The sequence below is a fragment of the Mycobacterium sp. NGS29 genome (assembly GCF_059812965.1).
The window spans coordinates 1-17,575 of the sequence record NZ_JCALDR010000025.1 but is presented as its reverse complement, the minus strand read 5'-3'; the positions used below and the strand labels follow the sequence as shown (position 1 = coordinate 17,575).

14 protein-coding genes are annotated in these 17,575 nt (G+C 65.1%); 9 read left to right on the top strand and 5 right to left on the bottom strand.

The window, feature by feature from the left end; all coding sequences use genetic code 11:
• Window positions 1-112: 112 nt before the first annotated feature.
• Window positions 113-1,183, bottom strand: a complete 1,071-nt coding sequence (locus AC5Y5Z_RS23605; protein WP_499927882.1) for an NAD(P)H-dependent amine dehydrogenase family protein — start codon at window positions 1,181-1,183, stop codon at window positions 113-115.
• A gap of 128 nt (window positions 1,184-1,311) precedes the next feature.
• Between AC5Y5Z_RS23605 and AC5Y5Z_RS23600 the strand changes: the two genes are divergently transcribed.
• The 3 genes from AC5Y5Z_RS23600 (at window position 1,312) to AC5Y5Z_RS23590 (ending at window position 3,987) form a co-directional block, all read left to right on the top strand.
• Window positions 1,312-1,785 carry a VOC family protein gene (locus AC5Y5Z_RS23600; RefSeq protein ID WP_463828851.1) on the top strand — a complete coding sequence of 158 codons (474 nt, stop codon included), beginning with the start codon at window positions 1,312-1,314 and terminating at the stop codon, window positions 1,783-1,785.
• 64 nt (window positions 1,786-1,849) lie between these two features.
• Window positions 1,850-2,752, top strand: coding sequence for an alpha/beta fold hydrolase (locus AC5Y5Z_RS23595; protein WP_499927843.1), 903 nt, complete (start codon window positions 1,850-1,852; stop codon window positions 2,750-2,752).
• Window positions 2,753-2,760: 8 nt separating this feature from the next.
• Entirely contained in the window at window positions 2,761-3,987 is a 1,227-nt protein-coding gene (locus AC5Y5Z_RS23590) for a WS/DGAT domain-containing protein (protein WP_499927880.1), read from the top strand.
• Window positions 3,988-3,990: 3 nt separating this feature from the next.
• On the opposite strand, the gene AC5Y5Z_RS23585 is transcribed toward AC5Y5Z_RS23590, so the two are convergent.
• Window positions 3,991-4,596, bottom strand: coding sequence for a winged helix DNA-binding protein (locus AC5Y5Z_RS23585; RefSeq protein ID WP_499927841.1), 606 nt, complete (start codon window positions 4,594-4,596; stop codon window positions 3,991-3,993).
• Window positions 4,593-6,062, bottom strand: coding sequence for a pyruvate, phosphate dikinase (locus tag AC5Y5Z_RS23580; protein ID WP_499927839.1), 1,470 nt, complete (start codon window positions 6,060-6,062; stop codon window positions 4,593-4,595). The genes AC5Y5Z_RS23585 and AC5Y5Z_RS23580 overlap by 4 nt, the downstream gene beginning before the upstream one ends.
• A 122-nt stretch (window positions 6,063-6,184) precedes the next feature.
• Between AC5Y5Z_RS23580 and AC5Y5Z_RS23575 the strand changes: the two genes are divergently transcribed.
• Window positions 6,185-6,697, top strand: a complete 513-nt coding sequence (locus AC5Y5Z_RS23575) for a DoxX family protein (RefSeq protein WP_499927837.1) — start codon at window positions 6,185-6,187, stop codon at window positions 6,695-6,697.
• Between the two features lie 12 nt (window positions 6,698-6,709).
• On the opposite strand, the gene AC5Y5Z_RS23570 is transcribed toward AC5Y5Z_RS23575, so the two are convergent.
• Both AC5Y5Z_RS23570 and AC5Y5Z_RS23565 read right to left on the bottom strand, forming a co-directional pair.
• Entirely contained in the window at window positions 6,710-8,080 is a 1,371-nt protein-coding gene (locus tag AC5Y5Z_RS23570) for an HNH endonuclease signature motif containing protein (RefSeq protein WP_499927835.1), read from the bottom strand.
• Window positions 8,081-8,146: 66 nt separating this feature from the next.
• Window positions 8,147-9,592, bottom strand: coding sequence for a short-chain fatty acyl-CoA regulator family protein (locus tag AC5Y5Z_RS23565; RefSeq protein WP_499927833.1), 1,446 nt, complete (start codon window positions 9,590-9,592; stop codon window positions 8,147-8,149).
• Between the two features lie 110 nt (window positions 9,593-9,702).
• Between AC5Y5Z_RS23565 and prpD the strand changes: the two genes are divergently transcribed.
• Genes prpD through AC5Y5Z_RS23540 form a run of 5 tightly spaced genes read left to right on the top strand, consistent with a single transcriptional unit; the run spans window position 9,703 to window position 17,543 of the window.
• Window positions 9,703-11,208 (top strand): 2-methylcitrate dehydratase PrpD, encoded by a 1,506-nt coding sequence (gene prpD, locus AC5Y5Z_RS23560; protein WP_499927831.1) that lies wholly within the window; start codon window positions 9,703-9,705, stop codon window positions 11,206-11,208.
• A complete protein-coding gene (prpB, locus tag AC5Y5Z_RS23555) occupies window positions 11,208-12,125 on the top strand; it encodes a methylisocitrate lyase (RefSeq protein ID WP_499927829.1) in 918 nt (305 codons plus the stop codon). The genes prpD and prpB overlap by 1 nt, the downstream gene beginning before the upstream one ends.
• Window positions 12,122-13,267, top strand: a complete 1,146-nt coding sequence (locus AC5Y5Z_RS23550; RefSeq protein WP_499927827.1) for a bifunctional 2-methylcitrate synthase/citrate synthase — start codon at window positions 12,122-12,124, stop codon at window positions 13,265-13,267. The genes prpB and AC5Y5Z_RS23550 overlap by 4 nt, the downstream gene beginning before the upstream one ends.
• Window positions 13,264-16,647, top strand: coding sequence for a pyruvate carboxylase (locus AC5Y5Z_RS23545; protein WP_499927825.1), 3,384 nt, complete (start codon window positions 13,264-13,266; stop codon window positions 16,645-16,647). The genes AC5Y5Z_RS23550 and AC5Y5Z_RS23545 overlap by 4 nt, the downstream gene beginning before the upstream one ends.
• Before the next feature lie 2 nt (window positions 16,648-16,649).
• Window positions 16,650-17,543, top strand: a complete 894-nt coding sequence (locus AC5Y5Z_RS23540) for a mycobacterial-type methylenetetrahydrofolate reductase (protein WP_499927823.1) — start codon at window positions 16,650-16,652, stop codon at window positions 17,541-17,543.
• The last annotated feature ends 32 nt before the right edge of the window (window positions 17,544-17,575 follow it).

The following is a 17,575-nucleotide window of genomic DNA, read 5'->3' as shown; positions in this document are numbered from 1 at the left end:
GGCGAATCCCTCCTGCAGCACGTAGCGGACGGTCTCGTCGATGACGGCCTGGCGGCTGCGTTCGGCACGCGCCTGGCCACCGGACGGCGGTCGGCGCGGTGCTGTCACGGGGTCACCACATCACGCCGCGCAGGTGATCCAGCGGCCGCAGGTCGTGGGCGGCCAGGATCCCGCCGGGTGCGCGGCACACCGCCTCGATCAGATTGACAACCCTTGCCGCCGTCGCGATCACGCCACCGTCGTTGTGATCGACGCGGGCACTACCCAGGTGGGTGTTGATTTCCACGCCCGGGCTGCCTTCGACGACCACCCGGTGCACGCCGGGACGACCGTCCGGCGGATAGGCCCAGTCGGGAGCAGCTTGCGCGCCAAGACGATTGACGTGCTCCATGGTGATGACGACTGCGCCGGCCCGCACCCCTTCGACACCGAAGCGCACGGCCGCGACCTGTCCCGGTTCGACGTGCATCATCACGCAGTCGATGGGCTGCGGTGTCACCCACTTCTCGCACCGCTCGCGTATCTCGTCGAGCTCGACGCCCAGGTCCTGCGCCAGGCTGCGTACCTGCACACCCCACATCGAGGTGAGTACACCGGGGCTGAACATGATCGGCGTGTGATCCGGTGTGGTGCCGAAACCGAAACTCACACCGGTGAATTCGGCGTCATCGTAACTGGCGTAGTCGCAGATCTCCTGCACGGTGATGCTGGTGGCGCGCTCGGCCAGGCTCAGCGCGGTGTAGGCCAGGGTGTCGCCGGAGAAGCCGGGGTCGACGCCGTTGATGTAGAGCGTGGTGTCGCCGTCAGCACAGGCCCGCTGCAGTGGCTCGCGCAACCACCGACCGGCGTGTCCCGGTGCCACCAGCCACACGAAGGAGGACCCCACGACGTTGGTGCCGGCCCGCAGGAAACGGCTGATTTCCGACATCGCCTCCTGCGGCCGGGTTTCGGCCTGCGAGGTGTAGACGACGCAGTCGGCGTTCAAGGCGACCAAGGCATCGACGTCGTCGGTCGCTGTGATGCCTGTCGGCGCGGCGAGTCCGCACAGTTCGGCGGCGTCACGGCCCACTTTGCCCGGGCTGGACGCGTGCACACCCACCAGCTCGAGATCGGGCCGTTCGATCAGCATGCGCAGCGCGTGACGGCCGACGTTGCCCGTCGAATACTGGATCACCCGTCGCACGTCAACCACCCAGCTAAGTCCACCCGTCAGATGATTACACTCGTAATCTTTCGGGGCAAGCGCCGATGAGTTTCAGGCGCGGCCCGGGTCTATCTCGGTGCAGGTATTTCCAACAACCGGGAGGCGACATGCCAGCGATCACGCCCTCATTGTGGTTCGACGACAACCTCGAAGAGGCGGCCGAGTTCTACACGTCGGTGTTCCCCCACTCGTACGTCGAGGGGTTCACGCGGTACAGCGACGCCGGGCCGGGTGAACCGGGATCCGTGGCGTTCGGGACGTTTGTGCTGGACGGCACCCGATTCCTGGGCATCAACGGCGGACCGCACTTCACCTTCGACGAGGCGGTGTCCTTCACGATCCACTGCGCAGACCAGGACGAGGTCGACTACTACTGGCAGCGGCTGACCGAGGGCGGCCAGGAATCGCAGTGCGGTTGGTGCAAAGACAGGTTCGGCCTGAGCTGGCAGGTCGTCCCGGACCGGCTGATGGAATTGGTCGGCGACCCCGACCCGGCACGCGCCGCCGCGGCCACCAGGGCGATGCACGGGATGAGCAGGATCGTGGTGGCCGATCTGGAGGAAGCTGTCGTGCAAGTGTGAGCTCGGGCTTCTGCTCGCCCTGGCTGCCGGTTACGTTGGACTGAGCCGGTGAACAGGAGTCGTGTTGCCACAACCACGCTGGGTCGACGTGAGGAGCCCCAACGCCGACCTCAAAGCCCTGATGTGGGGTCCTGCGGATGCCCCGATTGCGTTGTGCCTGCACGGCTTTCCCGATACCGCCTACGGCTGGCGCAAGGTGGCGCCCCGGTTGGTCTCGTCCGGCTGGCGGGTGGTGGCCCCCTTCATGCGTGGTTACGCACCGTCGTCGATCCCGACCGACGGCAGCTACCACATCGGGGCGTTGATGGACGACGCGCTGCGGGTACGTGCGGCCGCGGGCGGCACTGAGCGCGACGTGGTGATCGGTCACGACTGGGGTGCGATGGCCGCCGCCGGGCTCGCTGCGCTGCCCGACACCCCATTCGCCAAGGCGGTGATCATGTCGGTGCCGCCGGTCGGTGCCTTCCGCCCGTTCGGGCAAGTGCCCGAGCGTGGGCGGCTGCTCCGTCAGATACCACCCCAGCTGGTGCGCAGCTGGTACATCAGCTACTTCCAGTTGCCGTGGTTGCCGGAACGGTCGGCGTCCTGGGTGCTGCCGCTGCTGTGGCGACGGTGGTCGCCCGGCTACCGCGCCGACGAGGACCTGCGCCACGTCGACGCCGCGATCGGCACGCCGGAGAGTTGGCGGGCGGCGCTGGGACCGTACCGTGCCACGATCCGCAATACCCGCCCGCCGCAGCAGTACGCCGAGTTGCACCGGCACTGGGTGCAGGCGCCCAAGTTGCCGAGCCTGTACCTGCACGGCAACGACGACGGCTGCATGACACCGGCTTTCGCGCGCTGGGTGCAGCCGGTGCTGCCCACCGGTAGCGAGGTGGCCATCGTCTCCGGCGCCGGACACTTCCTGCAGCTCGAACAGCCGGACAAAGTGGCTGACTTGGTGTTGGCGTTCATCGGCTCCCCCTGATGCCGCGGATGGCGGCCGTCGACGCCCAGTTCTATTGGATGTCGGCGAAAGTCCCCAACGACGAGTTCCTGCTCTACGCGTTCGACGGTGCACCCGACGACGTCGAGCATGCTCTGGAGCAGGTACGCCGACGGGCGCAGGCCAGCCCCGCATTGGCGATTCGCGCCGAGGACGACTGTGCCGTCCGCTATCCACGGTGGGTGCCCGCCGACGTCGGGCCCGCCTGTACCGCCCGGCACGATCTGGCCGACGACAGCTGGGACGGTTGTCTCGCGGCAGTGGCCGGCTTGGCCGACAACCAAATGAGCAGGGTTGGAATCCCCTGGCGCATCCATCTATTCACCCCGGTGCAGGGCATTCCGGGAGTATCCGGACCGGGCGCCGTTGTCGTTGTGCAGGCCACGCACGCGTTCGCCGACGGCCGCCGGGGCGCCGCGCTGGCCGCGTTCCTGTTCGGCAGGGCGGGCCCGGCGCCAGAGGTCCCCAGGCCGCGGTCCGGGCTGGTGCCGCTGCGGGCGCTCGACGCGGTGCGTACCCACCGGCAGTTGGTTGCCGATACCGAAGCCGGGCTGGTGGCGCCGGCCCTGGGCACCCGGCCGCCGCTGGCCACCAATGCCCGGCCACGGGGTGCGCGGTCCATTCGCACGTTGGTACGCCACCGTTCCCAACTACCGGGTGCCACCGTCACCGTTGGCGTACTGGCCGCGGTCTCGGACGCGATGTCGGAAATGCTGGGCGGTGACATCGATTCATTGGGTGCCGAGGTGCCAATAGCCAAATCGGGTGCCCGCCTGGGCTGCAACCATTTCGCCAACGCCGTGGTGGGGCTGTATCCGCAACTCGCGCACGCCGAACGGCTGCAGCGGATCGGCGTCGACCTGGCCAACGCGCGTCGTCGCCTCGAGCACCCCGCCGTCCGGGCCGGTGACCGTGCATTCGCCACCGTCCCCGCGGCGTTATTGCGTTGGGGAGTATCGAAGTTCGACGTCGACGCCCGGCCCGCGCACGTGGCCGGCAACACGGTGGTCTCCAGCGTGCATCGCGGCCCCGCCGATCTGCGCTTCGGGGACGCCCCGGTGGTGCTGACCGCCGGGTACCCGTCGCTGTCCCCGCTGATGGGCCTGACCCACGGAGTGCACGGCATCGGCGACACCGTTGCGGTCAGCATCAACGCGTCGGGATCGGCTGTTCCCGATGTGGATGCCTACATGCGGCTGCTGGACACGGCGCTGTAGTCACTAGCCTGCGTCGCCGGATCGGGCAGCTTCCTCCCGGGTCAGACCGGCGGCCAGGATCAGTTCCTCGTGCAGTTCGAACCACACGGTGTGATAGGAATCGATGAGTGGCCTTGTCAGCCAAGGGATCTCACCTGACTTCACTCGGTTCAGCGCGACGTCCAACTTGGTCACGTAGGCGCTGAGGCGCGGCAGTTGCGCGGTGACCGGGCCGATGATCAGCACCAGGCGCCGGTGCACATCGTCGAGGCGGGCCAACACTGCGGCGTCGTAATCCGCATCGGCGTGATCGTTGGGCCGGCCGTCCTTGAGCTGCCAGTCGGTGACCAGAGATTTGAATTCGCCGTTGACCGAACGGAATTCGTCGTAGACCGCGGTGATCGTGGCCGGGGCGACATGCTGGCGTTCGGCGGCGAGCAATTCGGCGAGCCGGGCGCGACCCGTCGGGGAGATCCGTACCGTGGGTCCCTCGACCAGTAGCCCGGCGTCGGCCAGTCGATCTACTGTCTTGCCGACGGTGTCGAGGTCCATCCCCAGGGTCGCGGCCAGGTCGGGCACGCTGACCCGCCCTTTGAGGCGAACAGCCTGCAGCACAGCCAATTCGGTCACCGGTCGACTCCCGCCCGTCGCGCAATCTCGGCGAGTTCGCGCAACTCCGGAGTGTCGTCCTCGGACCATGCGGTGAGCGGCAGAATACCCTGGCGTACTTCGCCTTCGTAACCGTCGACGGTGACCTGCTTGCCGGCCAGCGCCGCGGCGACACCGTGACCGCAGCCCACCACCGCCACCCGGCCCAGTTCGCGGCTGACGACGGCGGCATGGCTTGCGGCGCCACCGACTTCGGTGACAATGCCCTGCGCGGCCAGCATCCCGAGCACGTCCTCGGGTCTGGTGTGGTCGCGCACCAGGATGACCTGCTCGCCGCGGTCGGCGGCGTCCAGTGCCTCGTCGACGTCGGTGTATGCGGTGCCGGTTGCGACACCTGGGCAGGCCGGTAGACCCTTGGCCAAAAGCGCTGCGGATAACCGGCTTTCCGGTTGTAGCGCGGGTCGCAGCACCGCCTCGATGTGCGCGGAAGTCACCCGGCGCAGGACTTCGGCATCGTCGATGAGCTGTTCGTGCCGGAGCTGCAGAGCCAGGCGCACCGCGGCAGGTGCTGACCGCTCGGCCGCCCGGGTCTGCAGCAGCCAGAGTTTCCCGTCTTCCACGGTGAATTCGATCTCCTGCACGTCCGAGTGGAAGCGTTCCAGGCGTCGGGCGGCGGACATCAACTCGTCGAAGATGATCGGTTGCTGATCGCGCAGGGCATGGATCGGCTCGACATCGACCAGTCCCGACACCACGTCGTCACCCTGGCCGCCCGGCAACCACTCGCCGAACGGTTCATTGGCTCCGGTGATCGGATTGCGTGACGACAACACCCCGGCACCGGAGTCGGCGGTCAGGTTGCCGAACACCATCGCCTGCACCACCGCGGCCGTGCCGCCGGTTCCGCTGCGGCCGTAGTGTCCGCGATATGCCTTGGCGCGCGGGGAGTTCCACGACGCGAACACTGCCTCGATGCCCGCGCGCAACTGTGCATACGGGTCCTCGGGCGGATCGTCTCCGACCACGCGCCGGTACATGGTGGTGAACCGCCGACGGGTGTCGCGGGCGAATGCCGCATCTCCGAGGGCCAACGCCTGCTCGACAGCGTCGTTCATCCCGAGGTCGAGGATCGTGTCCATCATGCCGGGCATCGACTGGGTGGCGCCCGAGCGCACGCTGACCAGCAGCGGCAGCGGCCCCTTCCCGAAGGTGCGAGAGGTTTGCTCTTCCAGCCACCCCAACCGGTCCAGGACGGCGTCCCAGATTGCATCCATCGTCGGCGCGGGATCGGCCAGATACCGGGTGCCGACCTCGGTGCTGATGCAGAAAGCGGGCGGCACCGGCAAATGGTGCCTGCGCATGGTGTCGATGCCGTGGCCCTTGTTGCCCAGGATCTCCCGGGGCCGATCAGCCCGGCCGTCGAGCAATACGACGCTGTCGTGCAGGGTGCCGACGGGGGAATCATGGCGTGGTGCGACCCGAGCCATGGTGCACCCCCTAGTCTTTGAGCTGCCCGATCGGTGCTGCGGGCAAACGCCGGAACGCCCGCAATGGTCCCACACCGGTGGTTGGCCGCGTCCGTCACAAGCGATGATCTAGTTTGAACTGTATGACTGCCATCGATGTCGGGTTATTGATTCTGCGGTTGGTACTGGGTCTGACATTGGCCGCGCATGGCCTCAACAAATTCTTCGGCGGCGGCCGGATACCGGGGACCGCGCGCTGGTTCGAGAGCATCGGAATGAAGCCCGGGAAGTTTCATGCCACCGTGGCCGCCAGCACCGAGACCGCCGCCGGACTGGGCCTGGCAGCCGGTTTGCTGACGCCGATCCCGGCGGCGGGTTTCGTGTCGCTGATGATCGTCGCGGCGTGGACGGTGCACCGCCACAACGGCTTTTTCATCGTCAAAGAGGGCTGGGAGTACAACCTGGTGCTGGCGCTGAGTGCCGTCGCAGTGGCCACCGTCGGCCCGGGCAGGCTCAGCCTGGACTACCTGCTGTTCGACGAGAAGCTGTGGATGACCGGATGGCCCGGCCTGGCGATCTCGGTCGGACTCGGCCTGGCCGGTGCCATCGGGCAGTTGTTGATCTTCTACCGGCCGCCGGCGCCGCAAGCGGGGTAGGGGAGCGGTCCGCTACGGATCGTCGGCCTGGTCGGTTTCGGGTTTTCGTTCGGGGTGGTGCATGCAGTTGGTGCGGGGTTGGTGGTAGTCGAGATGCGGTGGTGGTACCCATTCGGTGTCGCCGAGTTTGTTTTTGCAGGTGTAGTAGTTGCGGAGTTCGACCATGCGGTTGTGCGGTCCGCAGGCCAGGGTGAGTTGGTCGATTTCGGTGCGCCGGGTGTTTAGCCAGGACAGGACGTGGTGGACCTGGGTCCAGTAGCCGGGCACGGTGCAGCCCGGGGCGGTGCAGCCGCGGTCTTTGGCCAGCAGCACCAGGCGTTGTTCGGGGGAGGCTAGGCGTTTGCCGTGGTAGAGGGCCAGGGTTTTGTCTTTGTCGAACACCGCCAGATAGTGGTGGGCTTCCGACGCCAAGCGGATGACATCGGCCATGGGCAGCAGGGTGCCGCCGGCGGTCAGCGCGCGCCCAGCACCGGCCTCCAGTTCGGTCAGGGTGGTGGTGATCACGATGCTGGTCGGCAAGCCGTGGTGCTGACCCAGCGTTTTGGATTTCAAGATCTCTCGTAACACGGTTTGGACGGCGTCGTGGTTGCGTTGGTCGCGGGTGCGGGTATCGCGGCCCACCGCTTGTTCGGAGGCCCGGCCGTCGATGATCGGGGCGTTGTCCTCGGGGTTGCACATGCCGGGGGCGGCCAACTTCGCCAGCACCGGTTCCAGGGTGGCCCGCAATTCCGGGGTGATCAGGCCGCTGATCTTCGACATCCCGTCGTCTTGCTGGCGCCCGAGGGTGAGGCCGCGTTTGCGGGCCCGTTCGGGTTCATCGGGGATGTAGTCGCCGTCGGGTTTGAGGCAGTCTTTGTAGACTTGGGCGTACTCGGTGAGTTGTTCGGGGCGGTGCCCGGTGGCGATCAACACCAGTTTGTATTCGGCTTCGGCGCGGTCGGCGGCATCGACGTGGCTGGGGAGTTTGGCGAAGAACTTCTGAATGATCTCCACCTGCTCGGACCCGATCAGCCCTTGGCGTTCGGCGGCCGCAGTCTCGGCCAGCAGCGGGCCCAGCGGTTCGCCGGTCAGGGCCCGGCGCGGCCCCAGGTCGGCGGCCTGGCGGATCATCTGGTCGGCCTCGGACTTGGAGACCCGCAACCGGTCAGACAACGCCTGCGCCAGCGTGCCGCCGAGCTCGGCGTTGGTGGCCACCACCTTCAACTGATTGACCACCGCATGCCCGGGCACCCGCAACTTGCGCACCACCCGCTCCAGGCGCTCCCGGGTTGCCAACAGCTCTGGGGTGCCGGGCACCTCAAAGGTCAACTCACACAGCCGATCCGTGCACGCTTCCAGCCCGTCGAGCGCCTCGACGATCTCCGCACCCGAACTGCCCGACATACCCCGAATTCTATGGACAGCCACCGACAAGACCGGCCGGACTTCAAGCAGCAGAAGCGATTTCGCTCACAGCGAAACGCGGCCGGCAATTCCCGATATGGCTGGCGGATAGGGCAGATCGGTACTCGTGTGGGGATCGACGCGCACCGGGTGGCCGAGATAGGGAAAGGCGCGCTGCGGGCAGGCGGGTCGATCGCAGATCTTGCAACCGGCACCGATCGGCACCACTGCCTCGGCATCGGTCAAGTCAACACCTGCTGAGTAGACCAGCTTTTCGGCGTGGGTCAGGTCGCAACCGAGTCCGATGGCAAAACTCTTGTCCGGACCCAGATAACGACTGGGTTCGGTCGTGGTGGTCCTGGCAATCCAGAAGTAAGTCCGCTCGTCGGGCATCTGGGCCACCTGCGTCAGAAATTGACCGGGCCGGGAAAAAGCGTGATGAACCACCCACAGCGGACAGTTGCCGCCTACCCGGGAGAAGTGGAACGCCGTGGCGGACTGGCGTTTTGAAATATTTCCCGCGCTGTCGGTGCGGACGAAGATGAACGGGACGCCCCGAGCGTTCGGCCGCTGCATGGTGGACAGCCGGTGGCAGATGGTTTCGAATCCCACCTCGAAACGTCTTGCCAGCTGGTCGATGTCATAACGCACGCTCTCGGCGGCATCGAGGAATATTTGGTACGGCAGGAGCAGGGCACCGGCGTAGTAGTTGGCTAGCCCGATGCGGGCGACGCCTCGCGCGTCGTCGCTGAGTTGGTCATCGGTGGCGATTATTCCGGTGATCAACTCAGCCTGCGTGAGCAACGCGATCTGCGTTGCGAGCTGAAACGCACGCTGCCCGGGGTGCAACCACCGCGCCAGGTACAGCGTGCGGGATTCGGGGTGAAACATGCGCTTGGCGTTGGTGTTGAGTACTTCGCCGTCGTCGAGCACCACGGTTATACCGAGCTGAGTGTCCAGGAATTCAGCGAGCTGCCCATCGAGGCCGCCGATGCGCAGCCGGTTCCGGTTGAACAACTCCTCGGCGGCGACATCCAGTTCGCCGATGTAGTTCTTGCGGTCATAAAAGAAGTCGCGAACTTCTTCGAACGGCATCGGCTGCTGCGCCGGCGCCGCGAGTTCGACGTTGGCGCGGCTGTGCAGGGCTTCGAGATCGGCTGTGGCGTCGTGCAATCGGCGATGCAGATTGACCAGCGTTTGACCGACCGCCGGCATCCGGGCAACGAGCTCTTCGATCTGCGCGGCCGTCGCCGACCCCTCGGCGAGCACCTCGGAAAGGTCGGAGATCAGGCGGGCATCGGAGTCCGGCGCGAAATATTGGCTCGGCAGGTCGAAACGCTCGGTGAGGGTGAGCAGGACCGCTACTGTGATGGGCCGCTGGTCATTCTCCATTTGGTTGACGTAGCTGGTAGACAGGCCCAACGCACGTGCCAGCGCGACCTGGGTCAGCCCATGGTCTTCGCGTAACCGTCTCAGCCGTGCGCCGGCGAATGTCTTCGCCACCCGTGACACGCTACCCGTAACCTGTTTCACAATATTTGCAAATATACCCAGCGAAGGACACAAAATTACGCTTTTTTAGGGCATTTACGACCTATCCGTGGCTGCGTAATGTGCGGTTTATGCGGATACACGACGTGCGGGCCCGGCGTAGCGCCGACGACTTCCCTCGAACTGAGCACTTGGCCTGGAAAATTGCCGAAATTGCCGCTGACCCGGTTGACGTTCCTGCGGACACCGAGGCGATGGTGATCAACCGCATCATCGACAACGCCGCGGTATCCGCGGCGTCGGCCCTTCGACGTCCGGTCACGGCCGCACGCGCACAGGCCCTCGCGCACCCCGTCACAACCCGTGGCGCGAAGGTATTCGGTGTCACCGGCGACTACTCGCCGGAATGGGCGGCGTGGGCCAACGGCGTGGCCGTTCGCGAATTGGACTTCCATGACACGTTTCTGGCCGCTGAGTATTCGCACCCGGGCGACAACATTCCACCGTTGGTGGCGGTCGCCCAACATCTAGGCATCGCCGGTGCCGATCTGATTCGCGGCCTGGCCACCGCCTACGAGGTCCAGATCGACTTGGTCAAGGGAATCTGCCTGCACGAGCACAAGATCGACCACGTCGCTCATCTGGGCCCTTCAGTGGCGGCCGGTTTGGGCACCATGCTGCGACTCGACAAGGAGACGATCTACCAGTCCGTTGGGCAGGCACTGCACCTGACCACTTCGACCCGCCAGTCCCGCAAGGGACTGATCTCGAGTTGGAAGGCCTTTGCGCCCGCGTGGGCCGGCAAGGTCGGCATCGAAGCCGTAGACCGCGCCATGCGCGGGGAGGGGGCGCCGGCGCCGATCTGGGAAGGCGAGGACGGCGTTATCGCCTGGCTGCTTTCCGGCCCGGAGCACACCTACCAGGTTCTGCTGCCCGAACCGGGCGAACCCAAGCGCGCCATCCTGGACAGCTATACCAAGGAGCACTCCGCGGAATACCAGAGTCAGGCCCTGATCGACCTGGCCCGCCGGCTGCGCGAGCGAATCGGCGATCTGGACCAGATCGCCACGATCGTGCTGCACACCAGCCACCACACCCACTACGTGATCGGCACCGGATCGAATGATCCGCAAAAGATGGATCCGGATGCCTCCCGGGAGACCCTGGACCACTCGGTGATGTACATCTTCGCCGTCGCGCTGCAGGACGGCACCTGGCACCACGAGCGGTCCTACGCACCGGAACGGGCACACCGGCCGGACACCGTCGAGCTGTGGCACAAGATCTCTACCCACGAGGATCCCGAGTGGACCCGCCGCTACCACTCCAGTGATCCTGCGGAGAAGGCCTTCGGCGGGCGCGCCGAGGTCACGCTGAAAAGCGGTGACGTGATAGTCGACGAGATCGCCGTTGCCGACGCACATCCTCTGGGCGCCAGGCCATTTGAACGCAAACAGTATGCTGCGAAGTTCACCGAGCTGGCCGAGGGTGTGGTCACCGAAGCCGAGCAGCAACGGTTCCTGTCGGTAGTGGAGGGGTTGTCCGGACTGCAGGCGGGCGGTCTGGGGGCGCTCAACATCGTCCTTGAAGCATCGGAGCTGGAGAAGGCGCCGACTATTCCGTCCGGGATCTTCTGATGACCGGGCTCATCGGTGGCACGGTGTCTGCCGCCGACAAGCGGGCGCGATTCCGCGCGGAGCTGGAAAGTGGTCGACTGCAACGTTTTCCGGGCGCTTTTTCGCCGCTGGTTGCCAAGCTCGTCGCCGAGCTCGGGTTCGACGGCGTATATGTGTCCGGCGCGGTCCTCTCGGCCGACCTGGGGCTGCCCGACATCGGTTTGACCACGTTGACCGAGGTGAGCACCCGGGGCGCCCAAATTGCGGCGGTGACTGACCTGCCCAGTCTGATCGATGCCGACACTGGCTTCGGCGAACCGATGAGCGCGGCGCGCACCGTGACCGTTCTCGAGGACGCGGGCCTGGCCGGGTGCCACCTCGAAGACCAGGTCAACCCGAAGCGGTGTGGGCACCTCGACGGCAAGGAAGTGGTGCCCACCGGCGAGATGCTCAGACGACTGCGGGCCGCGGTATCTTCCCGGCGGGACCCGAATTTCATCATCTGCGCGCGTACCGATGCCGCCGGCATCGAGGGGTTATCGGCAGCTATCGACCGCGCCAGGGCCTACGCCGACGCGGGCGCTGACCTGATCTTCACCGAGGCGTTGCACACACCGGCCGAATTCGAGCAGTTCCGCGCTGCAGTCGACACACCGCTGCTGGCCAACATGACCGAGTTCGGCAAGTCGCAGTTGCTGACGGCGAAGCAGCTGTCGGACATCGGTTACAACGTGGTCATCTACCCGGTGACCACGCTGCGCCTCGCCATGTACGCCGTCGAGGTTGGTCTCCGCGAAATTGCCGACAGCGGAACGCAATCCGGGCTCTTGGACCGGATGCAGCACCGCGGCCGACTGTACGAGTTGCTGCGATACGCGGACTACAACCAGTTCGATTCGGATACCTACAACTTTGCCCTAGAAGGAGTCACGTTATGAGCGCCTTGACAGACACCACCGAAGACAAGCCGCGTATCTATAAGGGCCTGGCCGGTGTCGTCGTCGACACCACTTCGATTTCCAAGGTGGTGCCGGAGACCAACTCCTTGACGTATCGCGGATACGCAGTACAAGACCTCGCTGCGAACTGCAGTTTCGAGCAGGTGGCGTACCTGCTGTGGCACGGCGAATTGCCGAATGACCAGCAACTGGCGCTGTTTACCCAACGCGAGCGTGCCTCTCGGCGACTGAACCGATCGCTGCTGTCGCTCATCTCCAAGCAGCCCGACACCTGCCACCCGATGGACGTGGTACGCACGGTGATCAGCTACCTGGGTGCTGAAGACGCCGAGGAGGACGACAGCAGCGCCGAGGCGAATTACGCCAAGTCGCTGCGTATGTTCGCGTTATTGCCCACAATTGTCGCCGCCGACATGCGCCGGCGCCGCGGCTTGGAACCCATTGCCCCGCATAGCCACATGAGCTATGCGGAGAACTTCCTGCACATGTGCTTCGGAAATGTGCCGGAGCGGGTGATCGTCGACGCATTCGAGCAGTCGATGGTTTTGTACGCTGAACACAGCTTCAACGCTTCCACTTTCGCCGCGCGGGTGGTCACCTCCACCCAGTCCGACATCTACAGCGCCGTAACGGCGGCCATTGGTGCACTCAAAGGCCCACTGCACGGTGGTGCCAACGAGGCCGTCATGCACGACATGCTCGAAATCGGTACGGCCGACAAAGCTTCCGAGTGGCTGCAAGGAAAGCTGGATCGCAAAGACAAAATCATGGGATTCGGTCACCGGGTGTACAAGAACGGCGATTCGCGGGTGCCCACCATGAAGAAGGCCCTTGCCCGGGTGGCCGCAGTTCGTGACGGACAGCGCTGGCTCGATATCTACGGCGTGCTGGAGAAGGGAATGGCCGCGGCCAACGGCATCAAGCCGAACCTTGACTTCCCGACCGGCCCGGCGTACTACATGATGGGCTTCGACATCGGTTTCTTCACACCACTTTTCGTGATGAGCAGAATCACCGGCTGGACTGCTCACATCATGGAGCAGGTGTCGTCGAATGCGCTGATCCGTCCGCTCAGCGAGTACGTCGGACCGCCGCAACGTGCACTTCATCCGATCCGGTGATATCCAAGGTTCTGGTCGCGAACCGGGGCGAGATCGCGATCCGGGCGTTCCGTGCCGCCTACGAATTGGGCTTGGGCACGGTTGCGGTCTACCCGGTGGAAGACCGCAACTCGGCACATCGGTCCAAGGCAGATGAGTCGTACCAGATCGGTGACGAGGGGCACCCGGTCCGCTCATACCTGAACGTCGACGAGATTGTCACGACAGCACAGGCCTGCGGCGCTGATGCGATCTACCCCGGTTACGGATTCCTTTCGGAGAACCCGAAATTGGCGGCCGCATGCGTCAGCGCGGGGATCACCTTCGTGGGTCCGTCGGTGCAAGTGCTGCAGCTGACCGGCGACAAGTCGCGTGCGGTCGCCGAGGCGCGTGCCGCAGGACTGCCGGTGCTGCAGTCCTCGGCGCCATCGTCGGTCACCGAGGAATTGCTGGTAGCCGCGGAGTCACTGACCTTTCCGCTGTTCGTCAAGGCAGTGGCCGGCGGTGGTGGCAGAGGAATGCGCCGGGTCGCCGATCCTGACCAGTTGACAGAGGCGATAGAGGCGGCATCGCGGGAGGCGGAGTCCGCCTTCGGCGACCCCACGGTATTCCTCGAGCAGGCGGTGATCAATCCACGCCACATCGAGGTGCAGATCCTGGCCGACACCCAGGGCAACGTCATCCACCTCTACGAGCGGGATTGCAGCGTCCAGCGTCGGCATCAGAAGGTCATCGAGATCGCCCCGGCACCGAATCTGGATCCTCAAGTCCGTGACCGGATGTGTGCCGACGCGGTGGTGTTCGCCCGGCACATCGGTTACACCTGCGCCGGCACCGTGGAGTTCCTGCTCGACGAACGCGGCAACTACGTGTTCATCGAGATGAATCCGCGCATCCAGGTGGAGCACACGGTGACCGAAGAGATCACCGACATCGACCTGGTGTCCAGTCAGCTACGCATCGCGGCTGGGCGCAGCCTGGACGAGCTGGGTCTGAGTCAGCAGGCGATCGCCCCACAAGGTGCTGCGCTGCAATGCCGGATCACCACCGAGGATCCATCCAACGGTTTCCGGCCCGACACAGGGCGCATTTCCGCTTACCGGACACCGGGGGGTGCGGGCATTCGGTTGGATGACGGCACCCACCTGGGCGCCGAAGTCTCGGCACATTTCGATTCGATGTTGGTCAAATTGACTTGTCGAGGAAGAGATTTCGGTACCGCAGTGCGTCGAGCGCGCCGGGCGGTGGCTGAATTCCGCATTCGCGGTGTCACGACCAACACCGCGTTTCTGCAAGCGGTGCTGGACGACCCCGATTTCGTCGCAGGCCGGGCGACCACGTCGTTCATCGAGGAACGCCCCCAGTTGCAGACGGCGAACTCCGGCGCAAACCGAGGCACCAAGATCCTCGACTACCTGGCCGATGTCACCGTCAACCAGCCCCACGGTCCACGCCCCTCAGCGGTTTACCCTCACGACAAACTGCCCGAACTCGATTTGTCGTTGCCGCCGGAGCCGGGCTCCAGACAGCGCCTGACCGAGCTGGGACCGGAAGGCTTCGCGGAGTGGATGCGCGAATCGAAATCCCTACTCGTCACCGACACCACCTTCCGCGATGCGCATCAGTCTTTGCTCGCCACCCGGGTCCGTAGTACCGGGTTGCTGCGGGTGGCGCCCTACGTCGCGCGAATGATGCCGCAGCTGCTGTCGGTGGAGTGCTGGGGCGGCGCCACTTATGATGTGGCGCTGCGTTTTTTGAAAGAAGACCCCTGGCAACGGCTGGCCGGGCTGCGCGAGGCGATGCCGAACATCTGCTTGCAAATGCTGCTACGAGGACGCAACACGGTGGGCTACACGCCGTATCCCGAGATCGTCACCGCGGCATTCGTGGACGAGGCTGCAGCCACCGGAATCGATATCTTCCGAATCTTCGACGCGCTCAACAACATCGACTCGATGCGACCGGCCATCGACGCAGTCCGGGCGACGGGTACCGCGATCGCCGAGGTGGCGATGTCCTACACCGGAGATCTCAGCGATCCGCGCGAAAACCTCTACACCCTGGACTATTACCTCAGGCTGGCCGAAGAGGTCGCCGCGGCAGGTGCGCATGTGCTGGCGATCAAAGACATGGCGGGCCTGTTGCGGGCGCCCGCCGCCGCGACGCTGGTCTCGGCTCTCAAGTCCAGGTTCGACTTGCCGGTGCATGTCCACACCCATGACACACCGGGCGGGCAGCTGGCCACCTATGTGGCGGCCTGGCATGCTGGAGCGGACGCCGTCGACGGGGCGGCGGCGCCGTTGGCCGGCACCACGAGCCAGCCGGCGCTGCCCTCGATCGTGGCCGCTGCCGCCCACACGCCGTATGACACCGGATTGTCACTGCGTTCGGTGTGTGAACTCGAGCCTTACTGGGAAGCGCTGCGTAAGGTGTACGCGCCGTTTGAATCTGGGCTTCCGAGTCCGACCGGTCGGGTCTACCGTCATGAGATCCCCGGCGGGCAGTTGTCGAATCTGCGGCAGCAGACCGTCGCGCTGGGACTCGGCGACCGCTTCGAAGACATCGAAAATGCCTACGCAGCAAGCGATGCCGTTCTTGGGCGCCTGGTGAAAGTGACGCCGTCGAGCAAGGTGGTGGGAGACTTGGCCCTGGCCCTGGTTGGGGCTGGAATCACTGCGCAAGAATTTGCCGCGGACCCGCAGCGCTACGACATACCGGACTCCGTCATCGGGTTCTTCCGTGGTGAACTCGGCGATCCAGCTGGTGGCTGGCCAGAGCCGTTGCGCAGCAGAGCATTACGTGGTCGTGGTGCAGCAAGGCCCGTACCGGAACTGTCCGAAGCCGATGAAAGCGCGCTGGGCGAATCGGGGACCGTCCGGCAGGCGACATTGAATCGGCTGCTGTTCCCCGGCCCGACAAAAGAACTCGAGGTGCACCGCGAGAAGTACGGCGACACCTCTCAGCTCAGCGCCAATCAGTTCTTTTACGGCTTGCGGCAGGGCGACGAACACCGAGTGAAATTAGAGCGCGGTGTCGAACTGTTCATCGGTCTGGAGGCCATCTCCGATGCCGACGAACGCGGCATGCGAACGGTCATGTGCCTGCTCAACGGACAGTTGCGTCCTGTCCTGGTTCGTGACCGCAGCATCGCCGCAGACATGCCCGCCGCCGAAAAAGCCGATCGCACCAACCCCGACCACATCCCGGCTCCTTTCGCCGGAGTCGTCACCGTCACGGTCACCGACGGCGACGACGTAGCGGCGGGACAGACGATTGCGACGATCGAGGCAATGAAGATGGAAGCTGCCGTAACGGCACCCAGGGAAGGGAAGGTGGACCGGGTAGCGGTGTCGGGTACCGCTCAGGTCGAGGGCGGCGACCTGCTGGCGGTGATCAGCTGACGATGACACTCAATACCATCGCTTTGGAGTTGGTGCCGCCGAACCTGAACGACGGCGTGCAGCGGGCCGCGGAAGAGGCGCACAAGGTGTTGCGCTATGCGACCGAGTACGGGCTGCAGGGACGCATCCGGCACATCATGATTCCCGGCCTCATCGCGGAGGACGATGATCGGCCCGTTCCGATGCATCCCAAATTCGATGTGCTGGAGTTCTTTTCAATCATCAAGCCGCAGTTGCCCGGGGTCAACGGGCTGTGTACCCAGGTCACTGCCTTCACCGGCGAGTCGGCTCTGCGAGAGCGGCTATCCGACCTGGTTGCCGCCGGCATGGATGGCATCGTCTTTGTCGGCGTGCCACGCACGATGAACGACGGCGAGGGCTCCGGTGTGGCGCCTACCGATGCCCTGTCCATTTATCGGGATGCGGTCGCCAACCGTGGCGTCATCGTGATTCCCACTCGCGAAGGGGAGCAGGGCCGGCTGAATTTCAAGTGCAATCAGGGCGCGACCTACGGCATGACCCAGTTGCTGTACTCGGACACGATCGTGAAATTCCTGACCGACTTCGCCCGAAGCACTGATCACCGTCCCGAGATTCACCTGTCGTTCGGCTTCGTACCGAAGATGGAATCCGATGTGGGCTTGATCAATTGGCTGATTCAGGACGACGGCAACGCCGCCGTGGCTGACGAACAGGAGTTTGTCAGAAAGTTGGCCGGCAGCGAGCCCGAGGTCAAACGCCGTTTACTCGTCGACCTGTACAAACGGGTGGTCGACGGTGTCGTTGACCTGGGCTTCCCGCTCAGCATCCACTTGGAGGCCACCTACGGTATCTCCGGCCCGGCGTTCCACACGTTCGCGGAGATGCTTGCCTACTGGTCGCCCGACCAGGCTTAGCGGATTAGCCGCCCCACTTCGCGGCTTCGGCG